Source organism: Aeromonas sp. R3-1, assembly GCF_040908345.1.
GTDB classification, from domain to species: Bacteria; Pseudomonadota; Gammaproteobacteria; order Enterobacterales; family Aeromonadaceae; genus Aeromonas; species Aeromonas veronii.
Map to the genome: position 1 here is coordinate 1 of NZ_JBFODN010000150.1, position 18,652 is coordinate 18,652.

Annotated in this window: 15 protein-coding genes; 7 read left to right on the plus strand and 8 right to left on the minus strand. The window is 59.2% G+C overall.

The window, feature by feature from the left end; translation table 11 throughout:
* Positions 1–41: 41 nt before the first annotated feature.
* The gene (gene tapW / locus AB5Y85_RS09280) at positions 42–1,181 is read right to left on the minus strand and encodes a type IVa pilus ATPase TapW (RefSeq protein ID WP_005353124.1); all 1,140 of its coding nucleotides are present in this window, start codon (positions 1,179–1,181) and stop codon (positions 42–44) included.
* Positions 1,182–1,239: 58 nt separating this feature from the next.
* Positions 1,240–1,596 carry a DMT family protein gene (locus AB5Y85_RS09285; RefSeq protein ID WP_005337656.1) on the minus strand — a complete coding sequence of 119 codons (357 nt, stop codon included), beginning with the start codon at positions 1,594–1,596 and terminating at the stop codon, positions 1,240–1,242.
* Positions 1,597–1,708: 112 nt separating this feature from the next.
* Between AB5Y85_RS09285 and AB5Y85_RS09290 the strand changes: the two genes are divergently transcribed.
* The 3 genes from AB5Y85_RS09290 to AB5Y85_RS09300 all read left to right on the plus strand — a co-directional run bounded on the left by AB5Y85_RS09290 (position 1,709) and on the right by AB5Y85_RS09300 (position 4,410).
* Positions 1,709–2,440, plus strand: coding sequence for an ABC transporter substrate-binding protein (locus tag AB5Y85_RS09290; RefSeq protein ID WP_043825634.1), 732 nt, complete (start codon positions 1,709–1,711; stop codon positions 2,438–2,440).
* Positions 2,441–2,539: 99 nt separating this feature from the next.
* Entirely contained in the window at positions 2,540–3,547 is a 1,008-nt protein-coding gene (gene btuC, locus AB5Y85_RS09295) for a vitamin B12 ABC transporter permease BtuC (RefSeq protein WP_043825636.1), read from the plus strand.
* Between the two features lie 65 nt (positions 3,548–3,612).
* Complete coding sequence (locus tag AB5Y85_RS09300; protein WP_257687717.1) at positions 3,613–4,410, plus strand: ATP-binding cassette domain-containing protein; 798 nt, start codon at positions 3,613–3,615, stop codon at positions 4,408–4,410.
* A 116-nt stretch (positions 4,411–4,526) separates the two neighbouring features.
* Here the strand turns inward: AB5Y85_RS09300 and AB5Y85_RS09305 are convergent, their stop codons facing one another.
* Positions 4,527–5,588, minus strand: coding sequence for a 3-deoxy-7-phosphoheptulonate synthase (locus AB5Y85_RS09305; protein ID WP_150997425.1), 1,062 nt, complete (start codon positions 5,586–5,588; stop codon positions 4,527–4,529).
* A 144-nt stretch (positions 5,589–5,732) separates the two neighbouring features.
* Here AB5Y85_RS09305 and AB5Y85_RS09310 point away from each other — a divergent pair, with 144 nt between their 5' ends.
* Positions 5,733–6,113, plus strand: a complete 381-nt coding sequence (locus tag AB5Y85_RS09310; protein ID WP_257687706.1) for a diacylglycerol kinase — start codon at positions 5,733–5,735, stop codon at positions 6,111–6,113.
* Between the two features lie 186 nt (positions 6,114–6,299).
* Here the strand turns inward: AB5Y85_RS09310 and serA are convergent, their stop codons facing one another.
* From serA to AB5Y85_RS09335, 5 genes are all read right to left on the minus strand, one after another.
* Positions 6,300–7,532, minus strand: a complete 1,233-nt coding sequence (gene serA, locus AB5Y85_RS09315) for a phosphoglycerate dehydrogenase (RefSeq protein WP_005337639.1) — start codon at positions 7,530–7,532, stop codon at positions 6,300–6,302.
* Between the two features lie 324 nt (positions 7,533–7,856).
* Positions 7,857–8,510, minus strand: a complete 654-nt coding sequence (gene rpiA, locus AB5Y85_RS09320; RefSeq protein ID WP_005353106.1) for a ribose-5-phosphate isomerase RpiA — start codon at positions 8,508–8,510, stop codon at positions 7,857–7,859.
* Positions 8,511–8,671: 161 nt separating this feature from the next.
* Positions 8,672–9,268, minus strand: coding sequence for a 5-formyltetrahydrofolate cyclo-ligase (locus tag AB5Y85_RS09325; RefSeq protein ID WP_058059524.1), 597 nt, complete (start codon positions 9,266–9,268; stop codon positions 8,672–8,674).
* 213 nt (positions 9,269–9,481) lie between these two features.
* Entirely contained in the window at positions 9,482–10,816 is a 1,335-nt protein-coding gene (locus AB5Y85_RS09330; protein ID WP_257687707.1) for a Na+/H+ antiporter NhaC family protein, read from the minus strand.
* Between the two features lie 438 nt (positions 10,817–11,254).
* Positions 11,255–12,235: an alpha/beta hydrolase gene (locus AB5Y85_RS09335; protein WP_257687708.1), complete on the minus strand. Its 981-nt coding sequence runs from the start codon at positions 12,233–12,235 to the stop codon at positions 11,255–11,257.
* A gap of 273 nt (positions 12,236–12,508) precedes the next feature.
* On the opposite strand from AB5Y85_RS09335, the gene dapB reads away from it, so the two are divergent.
* The 3 genes from dapB (at position 12,509) to carB (ending at position 18,369) form a co-directional block, all read left to right on the plus strand.
* Positions 12,509–13,321, plus strand: coding sequence for a 4-hydroxy-tetrahydrodipicolinate reductase (gene dapB / locus AB5Y85_RS09340; protein WP_005347132.1), 813 nt, complete (start codon positions 12,509–12,511; stop codon positions 13,319–13,321).
* Positions 13,322–13,987: 666 nt separating this feature from the next.
* Positions 13,988–15,124 (plus strand): glutamine-hydrolyzing carbamoyl-phosphate synthase small subunit, encoded by a 1,137-nt coding sequence (gene carA / locus AB5Y85_RS09345; protein WP_005361585.1) that lies wholly within the window; start codon positions 13,988–13,990, stop codon positions 15,122–15,124.
* A gap of 20 nt (positions 15,125–15,144) precedes the next feature.
* Positions 15,145–18,369, plus strand: a complete 3,225-nt coding sequence (carB, locus tag AB5Y85_RS09350) for a carbamoyl-phosphate synthase large subunit (protein ID WP_139442561.1) — start codon at positions 15,145–15,147, stop codon at positions 18,367–18,369.
* Positions 18,370–18,652 lie beyond the last annotated feature (283 nt).

Genomic DNA, 18,652 nt, shown 5'->3' on the forward strand with positions numbered 1-18,652 from the left:
AAAGAGAACCCCGGGCGGGCCCGGGGTTCTCGAGGGGCTGGTTAGAAAAAATCGCCCTTCTCGTCCTTGGTGGGTTCGAGGCTCCAGCCGGTGGCATCGCTGCTGCTGGCAATCTGCCCCTTCTCCTTCCACAGCTTGATCTTGAGGCGAAGGTTGTTGGCCGAGTCGGCGTTCTTCACCGCCTCTTCTTCCTCAATTACCCCTTCCACCACCAGATCAAACAGGGCACTGTCGAAGGTGACCATGCCGAGGGCCTTGGATTTCTCCATCACCTCTTTGAGGCCGCCAAATTCGCCGCGCTTGATCATGTCGCGGATGGTGTGGGTGCCGAGCATGATCTCCACTGCGGCCCGGCGGCCGCCATCGGTGGTTTTCACCAGCCGCTGGGAGACAAAAGCCTTGAGGTTGTTGCCCAGATCGTTGAGCAGTTGCGGACGGCGCTCCTCGGGGAAGAAGTTGATGATGCGATCCAGCGCCTGGTTGGCGTTGTTGGCGTGCAGGGTGGAGATGGCAAGGTGGCCGGTTTCGGAGAAGGCCAGCGCATGTTCCATGGTCTCGCGATCGCGGATCTCGCCGATAAGAATGACGTCCGGCGCCTGACGCAGGGTGTTTTTCAGGGCGGCGTGGAAGCTGCGGGTATCCACGCCAACCTCCCGCTGGTTGATGATGCTCTTGCGGTGGCGATGAACGAACTCCACCGGATCCTCGATGGTAATGATGTGGCCGCCGCTGTTGCGGTTGCGGTGGTCGATAAGCGCCGCCAGCGAAGTGGATTTACCCGAGCCGGTACCGCCGACAAACAGCACCAGACCGCGTTTCTCCATGATGGTGTCGAGCAACACAGGCGGGAGTTTGAGATCTTCAAAGCGGGGGATTTCGGTCTTGATGTTGCGGGCCACCAGAGAGACTTCGTTGCGCTGCTTGAAGATGTTGACCCGAAAGCGGCCGATCTGGGGCAGGGAGATGGCGAGGTTCATCTCCAGATCCTTCTCGAACTGCTGCTTCTGCTCGCCATCCATGATCTCGGCGGCGATCCGCGCCACTTCACCCGGCTCCAGCGGCGTTTCGTTGAGGGGGCGCAGGCCGCCGTTAAATTTGGCGCAGGGGGGCGCGCCGGTCGACAGATAGAGGTCTGAGCCATCCTGCTTGGCCAGGATCTGTAACATGTCTCGCAATTCCATTTTTTTGCCTCTTCGATCAATGAGATGCCATGAGCGGGATGATATTGAGTGTACAGCCTCAGGCGCCGGTCAGTTTCTCGCGAAAGACAAAAAAGACCGCACCGAGAATGCAGAGCCCTGCCCAGAGATAGTCCCATTTCAGATCTTCCTTGAGATAGAAGATAGAGAAGGGGACGAATACGGTGAGTGTGATCACTTCTTGCAGGATTTTAAGTTGGCCCACGCTCATCACCGTATGGCCGATGCGGTTGGCGGGCACTTGCAGCAGGTATTCGAACAGGGCGATACCCCAGCTCACCAGGGCGGCAATGATCCAGGGTTTGTGGTTCATGCTCTTGAGATGAGCGTACCAGGCGAAGGTCATAAAGACGTTGCTGCAGAGCAGCAGACCGATACTGGTGAAAATCGGGTTCATAGGGTTCTCCTTGAAAATCCGGCGCATTTTATCCCTGAACCACGGGTTTTCATACGTGGTGCGGGAGGGTATTTTTAACCAACAGGATAAGCCGTGCGAGGTATGCGACGGGATGGGCAAGTTATGCGGGATTGTGTTGTTACTGTTATTTGCCATGCCGGTGCGAGCGACCCCGACGCTGACGGTGGCCACCGATCTGTGGCCGCCATTTCGCATCCTGCAAGCGGATGGCCGGTTGCAGGGGCTCGACATGGACATCCTGCGCCGGTTGCAACAGGCGAGCGGCATTGAGTTGCAGGTACGGCGGATGCCGTGGGGCAGGGCGCTCAAGCAGATGCAGACCGGCCAGGTCGATCTGATGATTGGCCTCGCCTATACCGCCGAGCGGGCGCAGTTCATCGACTATCTGCAGCCTGCCTACTATCAGTGCTGGCCCGCGTTTTATGGTCAGCCGGTCAATGTGGCCCGGATCCACCAATACCGCGATCTGCAGGGGGTGAAGGTGGGCTATGTGCTCAACTCCGCCTACTTTGAGCCCTTCAACAGTGACAGTCGCCTCGACAAGCACGGAGTACCCACCGAAGATCAGCTGCTGCGCATGGTGCAGCGGGGTCACCTGCCGCTGATGATTGGCACTGACTGTCAGGTGGACTATGCCCTGAGTCAGGGAAATGCCAGCCGGATAGGCAAGGCGGACTACCGCCCCGCCACGCCGGTGACCCTCTATCTGGGGATGAGCAAGCACTCACCTCACCAGTCGCTGCGCCAGCCCTTGCTGGTGGCGCTGCAAAATCTGGTGGCCAGCGGCGAGATAAGGGTGATGGCAAAGCGTTACCAGCCTTGACCTTGGGTGGCAAGCCACTGTTATTATGCCCTTTTCCTGCTTCCCCCCGGCGCTGCGACCGGGCCGGGGATGAAGCCTTGTTATTGTCGGGGATCCTCCTTGTACCTCTCCCTTATCGCCCGTCAGCAGCGCTGGCAGCGGCGCTGGCTCTGTGGCCTGACGCTGCTGACCCTGCTGCTGTTTCTCTTCTCCCTCGTCTGGGGCGAGTTTGTGCTGCTGCCCTGGCAGCCCCTTGGCGATCTCGAACAGCGCATCCTGCTGGAGCTGCGCCTGCCGCGCGCCTTGCTGGCCCTCTTGGCTGGCGCCGCGCTTGCTTGTGGCGGCGCCGTGTTGCAGGTGATGCTGCACAACCCGGTGGCCGAACCCGGGTTGCTTGGCGTTTCAAGCGGGGCAGGCCTTGCCGCCATGGTGGCGATGGCGGTGGCCAAGTCCCTCGGCCTCTATCTGCCCGGCTGGGGGCTGTCGCTGGCGGCCTTCGGTGGCGCCTTGCTGGTGACCATGTTGCTCATTCGGCTGGCTCGCCGGGCGCGTCTCGGTCATGCCCGCTTGCTGCTGTTTGGCGTCGCCATCGGTATTCTCACCAATGCCGCCATGACCTGGCTGATGTACTTTGCCGACGATGGCTCCTTGCGTGAATTCATGTTCTGGATGATGGGGAGCCTCTCTTACGGCAGCCAGCAGTTCGGCTGGTGGTGGCTGGTGCTGCCGCTTACCCTGGGCTGGCTCTGCTGGCAGGGCAAGGCGCTGCAACAGTTGTTGTTGGGGGAGACTCAGGCCCGCCTGATGGGGATGGATGTCGACAAGATGCGGGTGCGGCTGGTGCTGGCGGTCTGTCTGCTGACCGGTGTGGCGGTGTCATTGTGCGGCGTGATCGGTTTTGTCGGGTTGGTGGTGCCCCATCTGCTGCGGCTCTGCGGTGGCAGCGATCAGCGCTTTCTGCTGCCTGCTTCGGCGCTTGGCGGCGGGGCCCTGCTGCTGGCGGCCGATCTGGTTGCTCGATCCACCCTGAGCGCGGGGGAGTTGCCTATCGGCGTCATCACCGCCTCGGTGGGGGCGCCGCTCTTTATCTACCTGCTATTGAGGCAAACTGCCGATGGTGCTGCATAAATATCTGCATGATTTGGTCGGGGCGCGCAGTCTCCTTATTTACCCGTTGTTGAGGCAAGATGCCGATGTCACCCGCTGATCCCATGCCGGTTTCTTCTCGTGCTGCTGCGCCGCTGCTGGAGGCGCGCGCACTCGCCATTGCCGGACGGCTCTCTCCCCTGGATATCCGCTGGCATGGCGGCCAGTTGGTGGCGCTGCTTGGCCCCAATGGCAGTGGCAAGTCGACCCTGCTCGGGGCGCTGGCGGGGCTTTTACCCGCCGATGGCAGAGTGCTGCTGGGGGGGGAAGTGCTTACTGACATGAGTTGGCCCGAGCTAGCCAAACGGCGCGCCATGCTGCCCCAGCGTCAGCCCCAGCTGTTTCATATTCCGGTGTTTCAGGTGTTGAGCCTGGGGCTCGATGAGATGGTTGCACCTGCCAGACAGAACGAGGCGATAAATGCATTGTGCGAGGCATTGGAGCTGGAAGCCTTGCTGGCTCGTGACTTCAGCCGGTTGTCGGGGGGCGAGCAGCAGCGGGTGCTGATTGCCCGCACCCTGCTGCAGGTGTGGCCGAGCCTAAATCCGACCGGCAAGGTGCTGCTGCTGGACGAGCCGCTGGCGGGGCTCGACCTGCATCACCAGCTGGCGCTGTTGCGCTTGCTGAAAACCTTGGCCGGGCAGGGCTTGCTGGTGGTGCTCGCCATCCACGATATCAATCTGGCCATCGACTGGGCCGACCGCATTCTCTGCCTGCAACAGGGCGCGGTGGTGCGCGAAGGGGGTGTCGAGCTGGTGGATGAGGCGCTGCTGGAGCAGGTATTCCAGATCCGCACCGACCGCATCGAAGCGGCAGGGCGCGTGTGGTTTATGCCCAGTTTGTAAGTAGGGTGTACAGGAAAGAGGGCGCATGTAGGGCCGATTAGCGAAGCGTAATCGGCCGACAGCAAGAAGAAGGGGCCGGTATCAAAAATACCGGCCCCTTTGGTTTTATTCGCAGTTCAAGCCTGTTTGCTCAGGCGCACCTGCGCCGCCTCTGCCAGCATCGCCAGCAGGGTTTCGGTGTCGCTCCACGACAAGCAGGCATCTGTGATGCTCTGGCCGAAGGTGGCGGCGCAGCCGTTCTCCACATCCTGACGCCCTTCCACCAGGAAGCTTTCTGCCATGATGCCGGCGATGCCGGTACGGCCGCGGCGCAGCTGATCGCAGATATCTTGCGCCACCAGCAGCTGACGGCGGTGATCCTTCATGCTGTTGCCGTGGCTGAAATCGACCACCAGACGCTCCGGCAGGCCCACATCGGCCAGCGCTTCACAGGCTTCATCGACACTGGCGGTGTCGTAGTTGGGGCGGTGGCCGCCACGCAGGATCACATGACCAAAGGGGTTGCCGGCGGTGCGGTAGATGGTCATCTTGCCGTCTTTGTCCGGCGAATAGAAGATGTGGCTGTGACGGGCGGCGCGCACCGCATCGATGGCGATGCGGGTATTGCCGTCGGTGCCGTTCTTGAAGCCGACCGGGCAGGAGAGAGCCGAAGCCATCTCGCGGTGTACCTGGGATTCGGTGGTACGTGCGCCGATGGCGCCCCAGGTGATGAGGTCGGCAATATACTGGCCGGTCACCATATCGAGGAATTCGGTGGCGGTTGGCATGCCCAGTTCGTTGATATCGACCAGCAGTTTGCGCGCCAGTTTCAGCCCTTCGTTGACATCGAAACTGCCATCGAGGCGCGGGTCATTGATCAGCCCTTTCCAGCCGACGATGGTGCGCGGCTTCTCGAAATAGGTGCGCATCACGATGCAGAGGCTCTCTTTATACTGCTCGCGCAGGGCGTTGAGGCGCTGGGCATACTCGCGAGCAGCAGCGGGATCATGAATAGAGCAGGGGCCGACAATGACCAGCAGGCGCTGATCGTCTCCGGCCAGAATGGCTTCCACTTCGCGACGGGCATCCAGCAGATTCTGGGCAATGGTATCGGTGATCGGAAACGCGTGTGCAAGCTCGCTCGGAGTGATCAGTGACTCCAGGCGACGGGTGCGCAATTCATCTGTGTGAATGGACATACAACTCAAGTCTCGAGTGGGTGGTGTCAGCCGCAAGGGGCGAAAAAGCAAAGAGATAAAATAAAGCAAAAGTCCCCTGATTGAAACCTTGGGGGGCTCTGATAGGATGTGAGGCCAAAATCGATTCCAAATGAGGTAGATAGCGTGGCAAAGCCAGGGGCAACCGGGGTCACCCGCATCATCAACGCAACCGGTTACAGCATGAAGGGGCTCAAGTCAGCCTGGATTAACGAGGCGGCTTTTCGGCAGGAGCTGATGCTGATCCTGTTGCTGATGCCACTTGCTTTCTGGCTGGGAGATTCTCTCAACCAGATCCTGCTGCTTATCGTCATCAGCTGGCTGGTGGTGATCGTCGAGATCCTCAACTCCGCCATTGAAGCTGTGGTAGACAGGGTTGGCTCCGAGCATCATGAGCTCTCCGGTCGCGCCAAGGATTTGGGCTCTGCCGCCGTCTTTATCGCGTTGGCCCTCAATGCCCTGGTGTGGGGGGCGCTGGTGGGGCGCAATCTGCTGGGATTGTGGTAGAGCACATATCTTGCCGGTGAGTTTGCGCACTCTCCCTCCGGGAGAGCAGGGTGAGGGAGATATCTTCTCCCCCTCATCCCCAGCCCTTCTCCCGCGAGGGGAGAAGGGCGCGAACACGATTTAGGCTCTGCAACATAAAAAAGCCCGTCATCACGACGGGCTTTTTGCTGCGCAGATAAGGGGCTATCAGTGGAGGATGCGGGCACGGATGGTGCCGTTGATCTCCTTGAGCTTGGCGAGCGCCTTCTCGCTGTGCTCGGTCTCCACATCGATCACCACGTAACCGATATGGCTGCTGGTCTGCAGGTATTGACCGGCGATGTTGATCCCCTCTTCGGCGAAGATCTGGTTGATCTGGTTCATCACGCCCGGCTGGTTGCGGTGAATGTGCAGCAGGCGGCTGGAGCCCTTATGGCCCGGCAGCGACACTTCCGGGAAGTTGACGGCAGAGAGGGTGGAGCCGTTGTCGGAGTATTTGACCAGCTTGTTGGCCACTTCCAGCCCGATGTTCTCCTGCGCCTCATGGGTGGTGCCACCGATGTGCGGGGTCAGGATGACGTTCTCCAGCCCACGCAGCGGGCTTTGGAACTCCTCGTCATTGGACTTGGGCTCGACCGGGAAGACGTCGATGGCGGCGCCGGCAATATGGCCGCTCTTGATGACGTCAGCCAGCGCATCGATATCCACCACGGTACCGCGGGCGGCGTTGATGAAGATGGCGCCCGGTTTCATCATCCGCAGCTGCTCGGCACCGATCATGTTCTTGGTGGAGGCGGTCTCCGGCACGTGCAGGCTGATGACGTCAGACATATTGAGCAGCTCGACCATGCTCGGCACCTGAATGGCGTTGCCCAGCGAGAGCTTGTTCTCGATATCGTAGTAATAAACCTTCATGCCGATGCTTTCGGCGATGATGCCAAGCTGGGTACCGATGTGGCCGTAGCCGATGATGCCGAGCTTCTTGCCGCGGGCTTCCACCGAGCGGTTGGCCAGTTTTTCCCACACGCCGCGATGGCACTTGGCGTTCTTCTCGGGGATGCCGCGCAGCAGCAGCAGGATCTCGCCCAGAACCAGCTCGGCGACCGAACGGGTGTTGGAGAAGGGGGCGTTGAAGACCGGAATACCGCGGATCTGGGCCGCTTCCAGCTCGACCTGGTTGGTACCGATGCAGAAGCAGCCGATAGCGACCAGCTTGTTGGCGGCGTCGAGGACTTTCTCGGTGATCTGGGTGCGGGAGCGCAGCCCGATGAAATGGACGTCGCGGATCTGCTCGATCAGCTCCTCTTCGGAGAGCGAGGTCTTGAGATACTCCACACTGGTGTAACCTGCGGCACGAAAGGTCTCTACGGTGTTGGGGTGAACCCCCTCCAGCAGCAGAACCTTGATTTTATCCTTGTCCAACGAAAACTTGGCAGTCATGACGATCCCTCTGTATGTGCAAACGTAAGTGCAGATTTGGTGTGCGAAGAAAACCGTAAAGTAGCAAAAACGTTTGGGAGAGGGAATATTTGTGACGAAAGTCAAATTCTTTGAAGTTATCAACGAATGTTGTAAACATCCGTATGCAACTTGTTGAGGGATAAATAAAAACGGCGCCATCAGGCGCCGTCATTTATTCACAGTGCAATGTTTGGATCATATCCCATCCCGGGGCTCAATCAACGCCGCTGCTGCGTCAGAGGTGGCAGAGTGGCGCTGGCGAGGGAGGGAGGATGCCGCTGCACTGTGCTACCGGTGTCGGGATTACTGGGTAATCACGCCGTCCGGCGTACCGATCAGGACCACATCGGCGCCGCGCGCGGCGAACAGGCCGTTGGTGACCACACCAACAATGGCGTTCAGTCGTACTTCCAGCGCCTTGGCGTCGGTAATGGCCATGCCTTTCACATCCAGAATGTGGTTGCCGTTGTCGGTGACCACCCCTTCACGCCACACCGGGTTGCCACCCAGTTTGCGAATTTCGCGGGCCACGTATTCGCGGGCCATCGGGATCACTTCCACCGGCAGCGGGAACTGGCCCAGCACGTCGACGGTCTTGGTGTTGTCGATGATGCAGATGAACTTGTCAGCGACGGCGGCAACAATCTTCTCGCGGGTCAGGGCTGCGCCACCGCCCTTGATCATGTCGCGGGTTGCGTTGATCTCGTCGGCGCCATCCACATAGACGGAGAGGGCGTCGATCTCGTTGAGATCATATACGGTGATGCCGAAGCCCTTGAGGCGCTCGGTAGAGGCCACGGAGCTGGATACCGCCCCCTTGATCTCGTCCTTCATGGTCGCCAGCGCGTCGATAAAGTGGTTGACGGTAGAGCCGGTGCCCACCCCGACGATGGTGCCGGGAACCACATACTTGAGCGCAGCCCAACCGGCCGCCTTCTTCATTTCATCTTGAGTCATGATCGTTCCTTAAGAAAAAAGCGGGCGCATTATATCCAACCCGGTACCCCGTCGCGACCTTGTTGCTCACGTTCCGGGGCAAAAAGAGGGACTTTGTAAATCGTTTGCCTGTTTATTCTGCGTTTGCGCGCACAAAGCCGGGGCTGCTGGCCAAAAACAGCTTATTCAAAGCGCCAGCAGTGGCTCGGGGTGATGATCTGGGGCAGCGGCACATCCCACTCCTCTTGCGGGACCGCATCCACCTGCTGGCAGTCGTGGGCAATGCCGAGCGGCTTGGGGCCCAGCTTGTGCTCATGCCAGATGGCGAGAGTGCGATCGTAGTAGCCGCCCCCCATGCCAAGACGATTGCCCTGGGCATCGAAGGCGACCAGCGGGGTGCAGATAAGATCGAGCGTGCTGTGGGGCACCACCTGCAGGATATCCAGCTCCGGCTCTTCGATGCCGTAGCGGTTGCGTACCATGGGGCTGGTGGCGGTATAGCGCAAAAAGAGCAGGTGACCCGGGGTAAAGGGGTGGAGCACCGGCAGGTAGACCTCTTTGTGCTGGGCCCACAGCCAATGGATGGTGGGCAATGGATTGATCTCCCCATCATTGGCCAGATAGAGGGCAATGCGTTTGGCGGCGAGGATCTCGGGGTGTTGCTTGAACTGGGCCAGCAGCTGTTGGGCCGCCAATTGCTGCTCGGCCGGACTCAGATTTTTGCGGCGTTGACGAACCAGTTGGCGCAGGGATTGACGTTCGGGTTGGGACTCATGCATGGGGAACCTCTGGTATAGCTGCGCATCGATGGCTTGAACGCGCTCTACCTTAGCACATTCACTCTTGACGTTAAGGGGTGACAGGGGAACTCCCGCCCCGGACGGCTGATGCCCGGGACGGTGGGGTAAATGCTGACGGATCCGATAGTGAGTCAACAAGGGCCAGGGTGTGGCCCCAGTTGATGGCATGTCGGCGCGCCAGCGTCTGGTCTGTTACTTGTCAGCTTTGCCGCGCATCTGGTGCTTCACGAACACGGCAATCAGTGCCGCCACCGCGAGCGCCATCGGGTAGAAACTCATGCTCACCACCGCCAACGGCGACAGGGCGAAGATGGATCCCAGCAGCAGCGCCTGTGCGCCCCAGGGGATCAGACCCTGTACCACGCAGGAGAAGATATCGAGCATGGAGGCGGCTCGGCGCGGGGTGACACCGTGATGTTCGGCCAGATCCCGGGCCACCTTGCTGGCGACGATAATAGCCACCGTGTTGTTGGCGGTGCAGAGGTTGGTGAGGCTCACCACCCCGGCGATGCCGAGCTCGGCGGCTTTCTCGTTCTGTTCACCATTGTGCTCGCGAGTGAAACGGGCAATCAGGGTGCTGATGCGCTCGCTGATCCATGCCAGTCCACCCTGACGCTCCATCAGGGCGCCGAGGCCGCCGATCAGCATGGAGAGCAGGAAGATCTCCTGCATGCCGGTAAAGCCCTGATAGATATCCTTGCTGAACTGACCGATGGCGTAGCCGTTGATCATGCCCACCACACCGGCGGCCAGAATACCGATCCCCAGCACCACAAACACATTCACTCCGGCGAGCGCCAGCCCCAGGATCAGCAGATAAGGCATCACCTTGAATAACTCGATGGCGCTGCCGTTGGCTGGGGATTCACCCACTGAGCCCAGGGTCAGATAGAGCAGGATCACCGCGATGGCAGCTGGGGCTGCAATCTTGAAGTTCTCGCGGAACTTGTCCTTCATCTCGCACCCCTGGCTGCGGGTTGCTGCTATGGTGGTGTCGGAGATGATGGAGAGGTTATCGCCAAACATGGCGCCGGAGAGAATGGTGCCTGCCATCAGTACCGGATCGATACCGGCCGCCTGTGCCACACCGAGGGCTACGGGGGCCACGGCACCTATGGTGCCCATGGAGGTGCCCATGGCGGTAGCAATAAAGGCAGAGATGAGGAACAGTCCGGGCAACAGCGCCCAGCCGGGAATGAGGGAGAGACCCAGCGCCACGGTGGCATCAACGCCGCCGGTGGCCTTGGCCACGCTGGCAAAGGCGCCCGCCAGCAGATAGATAAGGCACATCGCCATGATATTGCTGTGGCCGACCCCCTTGAAGAAGGTCTCCAGATTGCTGTTGAAGCTCTCTTTGCCAAGCAGCAGGGCGAGCATCACCGCAGGCAGGGCAGCAACCGGAGCGGGCAGCTGATAGAAGGCGAACTCGACCCCCTGCAGGGTCAGCCAGGTACCGGTACCGATAAAGAGTGCGAGAAAAACCAGAAGTGGCAGCAAGGCCCTGGCACTGGGTTGAGTCTGGATCATGTGTTCCTCTGAAATTGAACAATGACCTCCTGTCATAAACTGCTTTGTACCTGTATCGGATAGGGATAGGGGGAAAACAGGGCGGGCATCCTGCCGCATTGGGGTGCCCACAGTAGTGAGTCAACCTCGCTTGGTCAAGATAGACGTCCAGATGGATAGGTGTTTTTGTTTGATGATTCTGGTGTTGTTGAGATATCCAAAGAATATTCGGAAAAAGAAGTTGGCGCTGTTTATTGTTCATTGCTGTTCTGGCGCAGTCCGCGGGTATCTGGGGGTATCGCGTGCCTTTAATAAGGAAAGAGGTAAACGATAAGATCTCTGCATGCCATCTTGGGGATTTCTCCCGCTGCCAAACGTCAGCCGCACCTCTCTCTATCTCTACGTGAGCATGGTACGGATATTTCCAGAACGCGTGGACACAAGACCTGGGCTGTGTGGTTACTGTGTCAGTTTCTCCACCGTCTGAACGGCTGTTGTGATGGCGTCCTGTTCCAGCGTCAGCGGAATGTGGCCAATACCGGGCAGCAGGGTGACAGGCCAGGAGATGCCGAGACGTCTTAACTCAGGTTCAAGTTGATCTGTTTGGAAGGCTTCGTCATTTGCACCCGCGATCACGGCGCAGGGGCGTTGCACATTGCGCAAATTCTGCTGATAGTCGCGCTCTGGCTGAAAGTTAGAGGCAAGGTTGAAGGAGTAGGATGGGGTCAGCAGGGATTTCGCCTCATCATTAAGGGCAAAGTTCAGCACGGTCAGATGGTTGAGTGCGGAAATATGGAAACCGTTGAGGATGCTCAGGGCGATGAGGCGAGGCAAGCCGACACGCACCCAGCCACCGCTGTTGGGCCGGTAGTTGGCGGCGGTGGGGCCAAGATAGGGGGAGAGCAGCAGATAGCTCTCGAACAGGGTTTGTCGCGCACTGCCAGCAACACGCAGGACAAAGCCACCCCCTGACGAGAAGCCGACGAGTGTTGCAGGCTTGTCGGGGGCTACCGACTTGATGAAATCTTCCAGATCGTCTTCAAGCTGACCGATGTAGGCAATGGTGCCTTTGTTGCCCGATGCGCCATGGCCGCGAATATCGAGGGCGTAGGCGTCGTATCCCGCTTGCGAAAAGGCGCTCGCCATCTTGTGCATGCTCTGACTGCTGGCAGAAGAGCCGTGAACCAGTACCACGCTGCCCTTGACCTTGTTGTTCTTCGTATTCTCCTCTGCGCCATAGTGCCGATAGGCCAACTGCGTGCCGTCACGCGCCGGGTATCTTGAGAGGGGTGGCATGTTGCTCCAGTCACTCCCCTTGAAAGGGTCGTTGATGCTGGCCATCGCCGGTGCCGGACTCGGCCCGCCAAACAGCAGAGCCGCGGCCAGCATGACCAGGGTCAGTGATATCAACCCCACAGCAAACAGCAATCCTGCGCTCATCCTTGCACCTCATTTGATATCGACACGGGCGTGGCCCTGATTTTGCTTATGCTGGCATTTCACTCGTTCGAACCTATCAGATGGCACCCGGTCTGCCAAATGATGGAGTGAGACGATGAAAAACGGCCTGTGACCAAAAGGAAGTTCTTGGCCAGCCAGTGTGCGCTGCCGTTGGCGAGTGCAGCAAGGAGTGGTGGCATCATGGCTTTTCAAACCCGGCGCGGGCTGGTAAAACGGTCTCTTTCCATAATTAAAAGAGATGAGAGGGTGGAGATGGACAATCCGATCCGTGTGGCCGTGATGGGCTGTAATGGTCGTATGGGCAAGGTGCTGCTGGAGGCCATCACCAACACCGATGGCGTGGTGGTTGGTGCTGCGCTGGAGCGGCCGGGCTCGGCGGTGATCGGCCTCGATGCCGGTGAGCTCAATGGGCTGGGCCATCTGGGTGTGGCCATCAGCGATAGTCTGGACAAGGTGCGCGATGAGTTTGATCTCATCATCGACTTCACCCGCCCCGAGGTGACCCTGGCCAATCTGGCCTTTGCACTGGCCCACCACAAGCAGATGGTGATCGGCACCACCGGTTTTGACGATGCAGGCAAGGCTGCTCTGAAAGAGGCTGGCAAGCAGATCGGTATCGTGTTCGCCTCCAACTACTCGGTCGGGGTCAACCTGGTGTTCAAGCTGCTGGAGCAGGCCGCCAAGGTGATGGGGGATTACACCGACATCGAGATCATCGAGGGCCACCATCGCCACAAGGTGGATGCGCCATCCGGTACTGCCCTCTCCATGGGGGAAGTGGTCGCCAAAACGCTGGGTCGGGATCTCAAGGAGTGCGCCGTCTATGGTCGCGAGGGGATCACTGGCGAGCGGGATCGCAACACTATCGGCTTTGCCACCATTCGCGCCGGTGATCTGGTGGGGGAGCATACCGTCATGTTTGCCGATATCGGCGAGCGGGTGGAGATCAGCCACAAGGCCTCCAGCCGCCTGACCTTCGCCAACGGTGCTGTGCGGGCGGGCAAGTGGCTTGGTCAGCAGGGGGCCGGTCTTTATGACATGCAGGATGTGCTCAATCTCAAGTGATGCCTCTGAGCGGCACTTTCGTACTACTGCTACCCCAGTGAAAAACCCCGGCTTGCCGGGGTTTTTGCTGTCAGTCAGATTTTGTGTAAAAAGACACGCTGCCTGCAATTTTTAACTGAACTCCTTATAAATCACAATATTGCGTTATCCGCCAGAATTTCCCTTCCTGAATGTCATCACCAGGTAACAGATTTGAGCATCTTTATGGCGGATAAAGCCATTTTTTTACACGGACTGGAAAAGACTAAAAATTCAAACACAGAAAAACGTTTTCCATTTTTCATGTTCAATCTTGTCATCGTAAAAGCGTTAAATTTGTCATTAATGTTTTTTGTGTAAAAATAAATGCCATTGTTTTAATTGGTTTTTTTGTTTGTTTTTGTCGTTATCGCTGGCTTGGTGGCATCTTTTGATGGTGATTTTTCCTTTTCTTTCGCGGGAGGGGGTTGCAAAGCGATTAAGTGCATAGATAATGGGTAATGTTGCTTTTTTATTGAATTTAGATGCATTTCATCTGAGAAAAGACGTTGAAATGCCACTTTTTTTAAGTAGAATGCGCCCAATTTGCCAGAAATCTGCCGGGTTCGAGTCCTGTCCAAGACCGGAACCGAGCCCGCAACACCCAGGTAAATTGCTGAATTTAAAGCTAAATAACTGGAGGTTGTCTTGAATCACACTGCATTGCTAGTGCTGGAAGATGGAACTGTGTTCAAAGGCGTGTCGATAGGCGCCGAGGGATGTTCCGTTGGTGAAGTGGTTTTCAATACGTCGATGACGGGCTATCAGGAAATCCTCACCGATCCCTCTTATTCCCGTCAGATAGTCACCCTCACTTACCCCCATATAGGCAACACCGGCACCAACAGCGAAGATGAAGAGTCCAGTCAGATCCATGCTCAGGGATTGATCATCCGGGACCTTCCGATACTTGCCTCCAATTTCCGCAATCAGCAATCCCTCTCCGAATACCTCAAGTCTCACAACATCGTTGGCATCGCCGACATCGACACCCGTAAACTGACCCGCATCCTGCGCGAGAAAGGCGCTCAGGCTGGCTGCATTCTGGCCGGGAAACAGGTCGATGAAGCCTATGCCCTCGAACAGGCCCGCGCCTTCCCCGGTCTGAAGGGGATGGATCTGGCCAAAGAGGTGACGGTTGGTGAAGCGTACAACTGGACGACCGGGAGCTGGCAGCTTGGCAAGGGGCATGTCACCCCGGATGCCGACCAGCTGAAATACCACGTAGTGGCCTATGACTTTGGCGTCAAGCGCAACATCCTGCGGATGCTGGTTGACCGTGGCTGCCGCCTGACCGTGGTGCCTGCCAAGACCCCGGCCGCCGAGGTACTGGCGATGAACCCGGATGGCATCTTCCTCTCCAACGGCCCCGGCGACCCCGAGCCGTGCGACTACGCCATCGAGGCCATCAAGGCTTTCCTTAATACCAACACGCCGGTGTTCGGCATCTGTCTGGGTCACCAGCTGCTGGGTCTGGCCTCCGGTGCCAAGACCGTCAAGATGAAGTTTGGCCACCACGGCGCCAACCATCCGGTGAAGAGCCTTGATGACAACACCGTCATGATCACCGCTCAGAACCACGGCTTTGCGGTAGACGAGAACAGCCTGCCGGATTGCCTGCGCGCCACCCACGTCTCCCTGTTCGATGGTTCCCTGCAAGGTATCCATCGCACCGACCGTCCGGCCTTCAGCTTCCAGGGGCACCCCGAAGCGAGCCCGGGCCCGCACGATTGTGCCGGTCTTTTTGACCACTTTATTGAATTGATTAAGCAGTATCGCGCCTAAGAAATAGAGGAAAGAGTTTCATGCCAAAACGTAACGACCTTCAGAGCATCCTGATCCTCGGCGCCGGCCCCATCGTCATCGGCCAAGCCTGCGAATTTGACTACTCCGGCGCCCAGGCGTGCAAAGCCCTGCGCGAGGAGGGCTACCGCGTTATTCTGGTCAACTCCAACCCGGCCACCATCATGACCGACCCGGAGATGGCAGACGCCACCTACATCGAGCCCATCACCTGGGAAGTGGTACGCGAAATCATCAAGAAAGAGCGCCCGGACGCCATCCTGCCCACCATGGGCGGCCAGACTGCGCTTAACTGCGCACTGGCGCTGGAGAAGCATGGCGTGCTGGCCGAGTTCGGTGTCGAGATGATCGGTGCCACCGCCGACGCCATCGACAAGGCCGAAGACCGCTCCCGTTTTGACAAGGCGATGCGCAGCATTGGCCTGGAGTGCCCGCGTGCCGGCATCGCCCACAACATGGAAGAGGCGTGGGGCGTGCAGCAGATGGTTGGCTTCCCCTGCATCATCCGTCCCTCCTTTACCATGGGCGGCTCCGGTGGCGGCATCGCCTACAACACCGAAGAGTTCGTCGAGATCTGCGAGCGCGGTCTGGACTTGTCGCCGACCAAAGAGCTGCTCATCGACGAGTCGCTGATCGGCTGGAAAGAGTACGAGATGGAAGTGGTGCGGGATCGCAACGACAACTGCATCATCGTCTGCGCCATCGAAAACTTCGACCCCATGGGTATCCACACCGGTGACTCCATCACGGTCGCGCCAGCCCAGACGCTGACCGACAAGGAGTACCAGCTGATGCGCAACGCCTCCATGGCGGTGCTGCGCGAAATCGGTGTCGAGACCGGCGGCTCCAACGTCCAGTTCGGTATCAACCCGAAAGATGGTCGCATGGTCATCATCGAGATGAACCCGCGGGTGTCGCGCTCTTCTGCGCTGGCTTCCAAGGCGACCGGTTTCCCCATCGCCAAGATCGCCGCCAAGCTCGCCATCGGTTACACCCTCGACGAGCTGATGAACGACATCACCGGCGGTCGTACTCCGGCCTCCTTCGAGCCGGCCATCGACTACGTGGTCACCAAGGTGCCGCGCTTCAACTTCGAAAAATTCGCCGGTGCCAACGACCGTCTGACGACCCAGATGAAGTCGGTCGGTGAAGTGATGGCCATCGGCCGCAACTTCCAGGAGTCCCTGCACAAGGCGCTGCGCAGCCTCGAGACCGGAAAAACCGGCTTCGACCCCATGGTTGACCTCAATGCCCCGGACTCCCTGACCCGCATCCGTCACGAGCTGCAGGACGCCGGTAGCGACCGTATCTTCTACATCGCCGATGCGTTCCGCGCCGGTCTCTCCATGGACGGCATCTTCAAGCTGACCAAGATTGATCCCTGGTTCCTGGTACAGATTGAAGATCTGGTGAAGCTGGAAGAAGAGGTGAAAGAGCGCGGCATGGCCGGTCTCGATGCCGACTTCCTGCGTGCCCTCAAGCGCAAAGGCTTTGCCGATGCCCGTCTGGCCAAGATCCTCGGTGTGGCCGAAGGGGAAGTGCGCAAACTGCGTGCCCGCCACAACATCTTCCCGGTCTACAAGCGGGTCGATACCTGCGCCGCCGAGTTCGCCACCAACACCGCCTACATGTATTCGAGCTATGACGAGGAGTGCGAAGCGGCCCCGAGCAACCGCGACAAGATCATGATCATCGGCGGCGGCCCGAACCGTATCGGTCAGGGTATCGAGTTCGACTACTGCTGTGTGCACGCGGCGCTGGCCCTGCGCGAAGATGGTTACGAGACCATCATGGTCAACTGCAACCCGGAGACCGTCTCGACCGATTATGACACCTCGGATCGTCTCTACTTCGAGCCGGTGACCCTGGAAGATGTGCTGGAAATCGTGCGCATCGAAAAACCCAAGGGCGTCATCGTTCAGTACGGTGGCCAGACCCCGCTGAAACTGGCCCGTGCACTGGAAGCCAACGGCGTGCCGATCATCGGTACCAGCCCGGATGCCATCGACCGCGCCGAAGACCGCGAGCGCTTCCAGTCTGCCGTCGAGCGCCTCGGCCTCAAGCAGCCGGAAAACGGCACCGTCACCGCGCTGGAGCAGGCCGTGCTGCTGGCCGAGCGCATTACCTACCCGCTGGTGGTTCGCCCCTCCTACGTGCTGGGTGGCCGCGCCATGGAAATCGTCTATGACGAGCAGGATCTGCGTCGCTACTTCGCCGAGGCGGTGAGCGTCTCCAACGAATCGCCGGTACTGCTGGACCGCTTCCTGGACGATGCCACCGAGCTGGACGTGGATGCCATCTGCGACGGCACCGATGTAGTCATCGGCGGCATCATGGAACACATCGAACAGGCCGGTATCCACTCCGGTGACTCCGGTTGCTCCCTGCCTCCCTATACCTTGTCCAAGAAAGTTCAGGACGAGATCCGCGAGCAGGTGCGCAAGCTGGCGCTGGAGCTCGGCGTTATCGGCCTGATGAACGTGCAGTTCGCGGTCAAGGGCGATGACATCTACCTCATCGAGGTGAACCCGCGTGCCGCCCGTACCGTGCCATTTGTCTCCAAGGCGACCGGCGCCCCGCTGGCCAAGATCGCCGCTCGTGTGATGGCTGGTCAGTCGCTGCAAGAACAGGGCTTCACCAAAGAGATCATCCCGCCCTACTACTCGGTGAAAGAGGTGGTACTGCCGTTCGCCAAGTTCCCGGGGGTTGACCCGCTGCTGGGGCCAGAGATGCGCTCTACCGGTGAGGTTATGGGGGTGGGCAGCAGCTTTGCCGAGGCCTATGCCAAGGCGCAGCTGGGTGCCAACCACGCCGTACCGAAAGAGGGTCGAGCCCTCTTGTCAGTGCGTCACAGCGACAAGGCTCAGGTGGTCGACTTGGCCGCCAAGCTGCTGGAGCTGGGCTACGAGCTGGATGCCACCCACGGCACAGCCGTCGCGCTGGGTGAGGCGAGCATCAACCCGCGCCTGGTCAACAAGGTGCACGAAGGTCGCCCGCACATTCTCGACCGCATCAAGAATGGCGAGTACACCTACATCGTCAACACCGCCGAAGGGCGGGTGGCGATCCAGGACTCCAAGCAGCTGCGTCGCGCCGCCTTGCAGAACAAGGTGGCGTATACCACCACCATGAACGAGGCGTTTGCCACCTGCATGGCCATCAGCGTGGATGCCACCGCCAACGTCAACTCGGTGCAGGAGCTGCACCAGAAGGTGAAAAACCGCTAAGCGTTTGCAGCGGGCATCAGCCCGACTTGCCAGACGACCAACCCCCGCCAGCGATGGCGGGGGTTTCTTTTTATCTGTCGCTAAGCGTTCGGTTCGGGGCGGGTGAGCCATTGAGGAAGGTCATGAGTTCCGCATCGCAGACAACGGATGGCGCGTGGGGGGGTAAAAGCCGGCAAGGGGAGGGGATGCTGCGAGCGCGGGTTTCAACTGCAGCAGGCAATCCTCTACAATGGCCCCACTTTGCTTGTCAGTGCAGTGCCAGCGGCGCTGCCTGTAGGGCCTA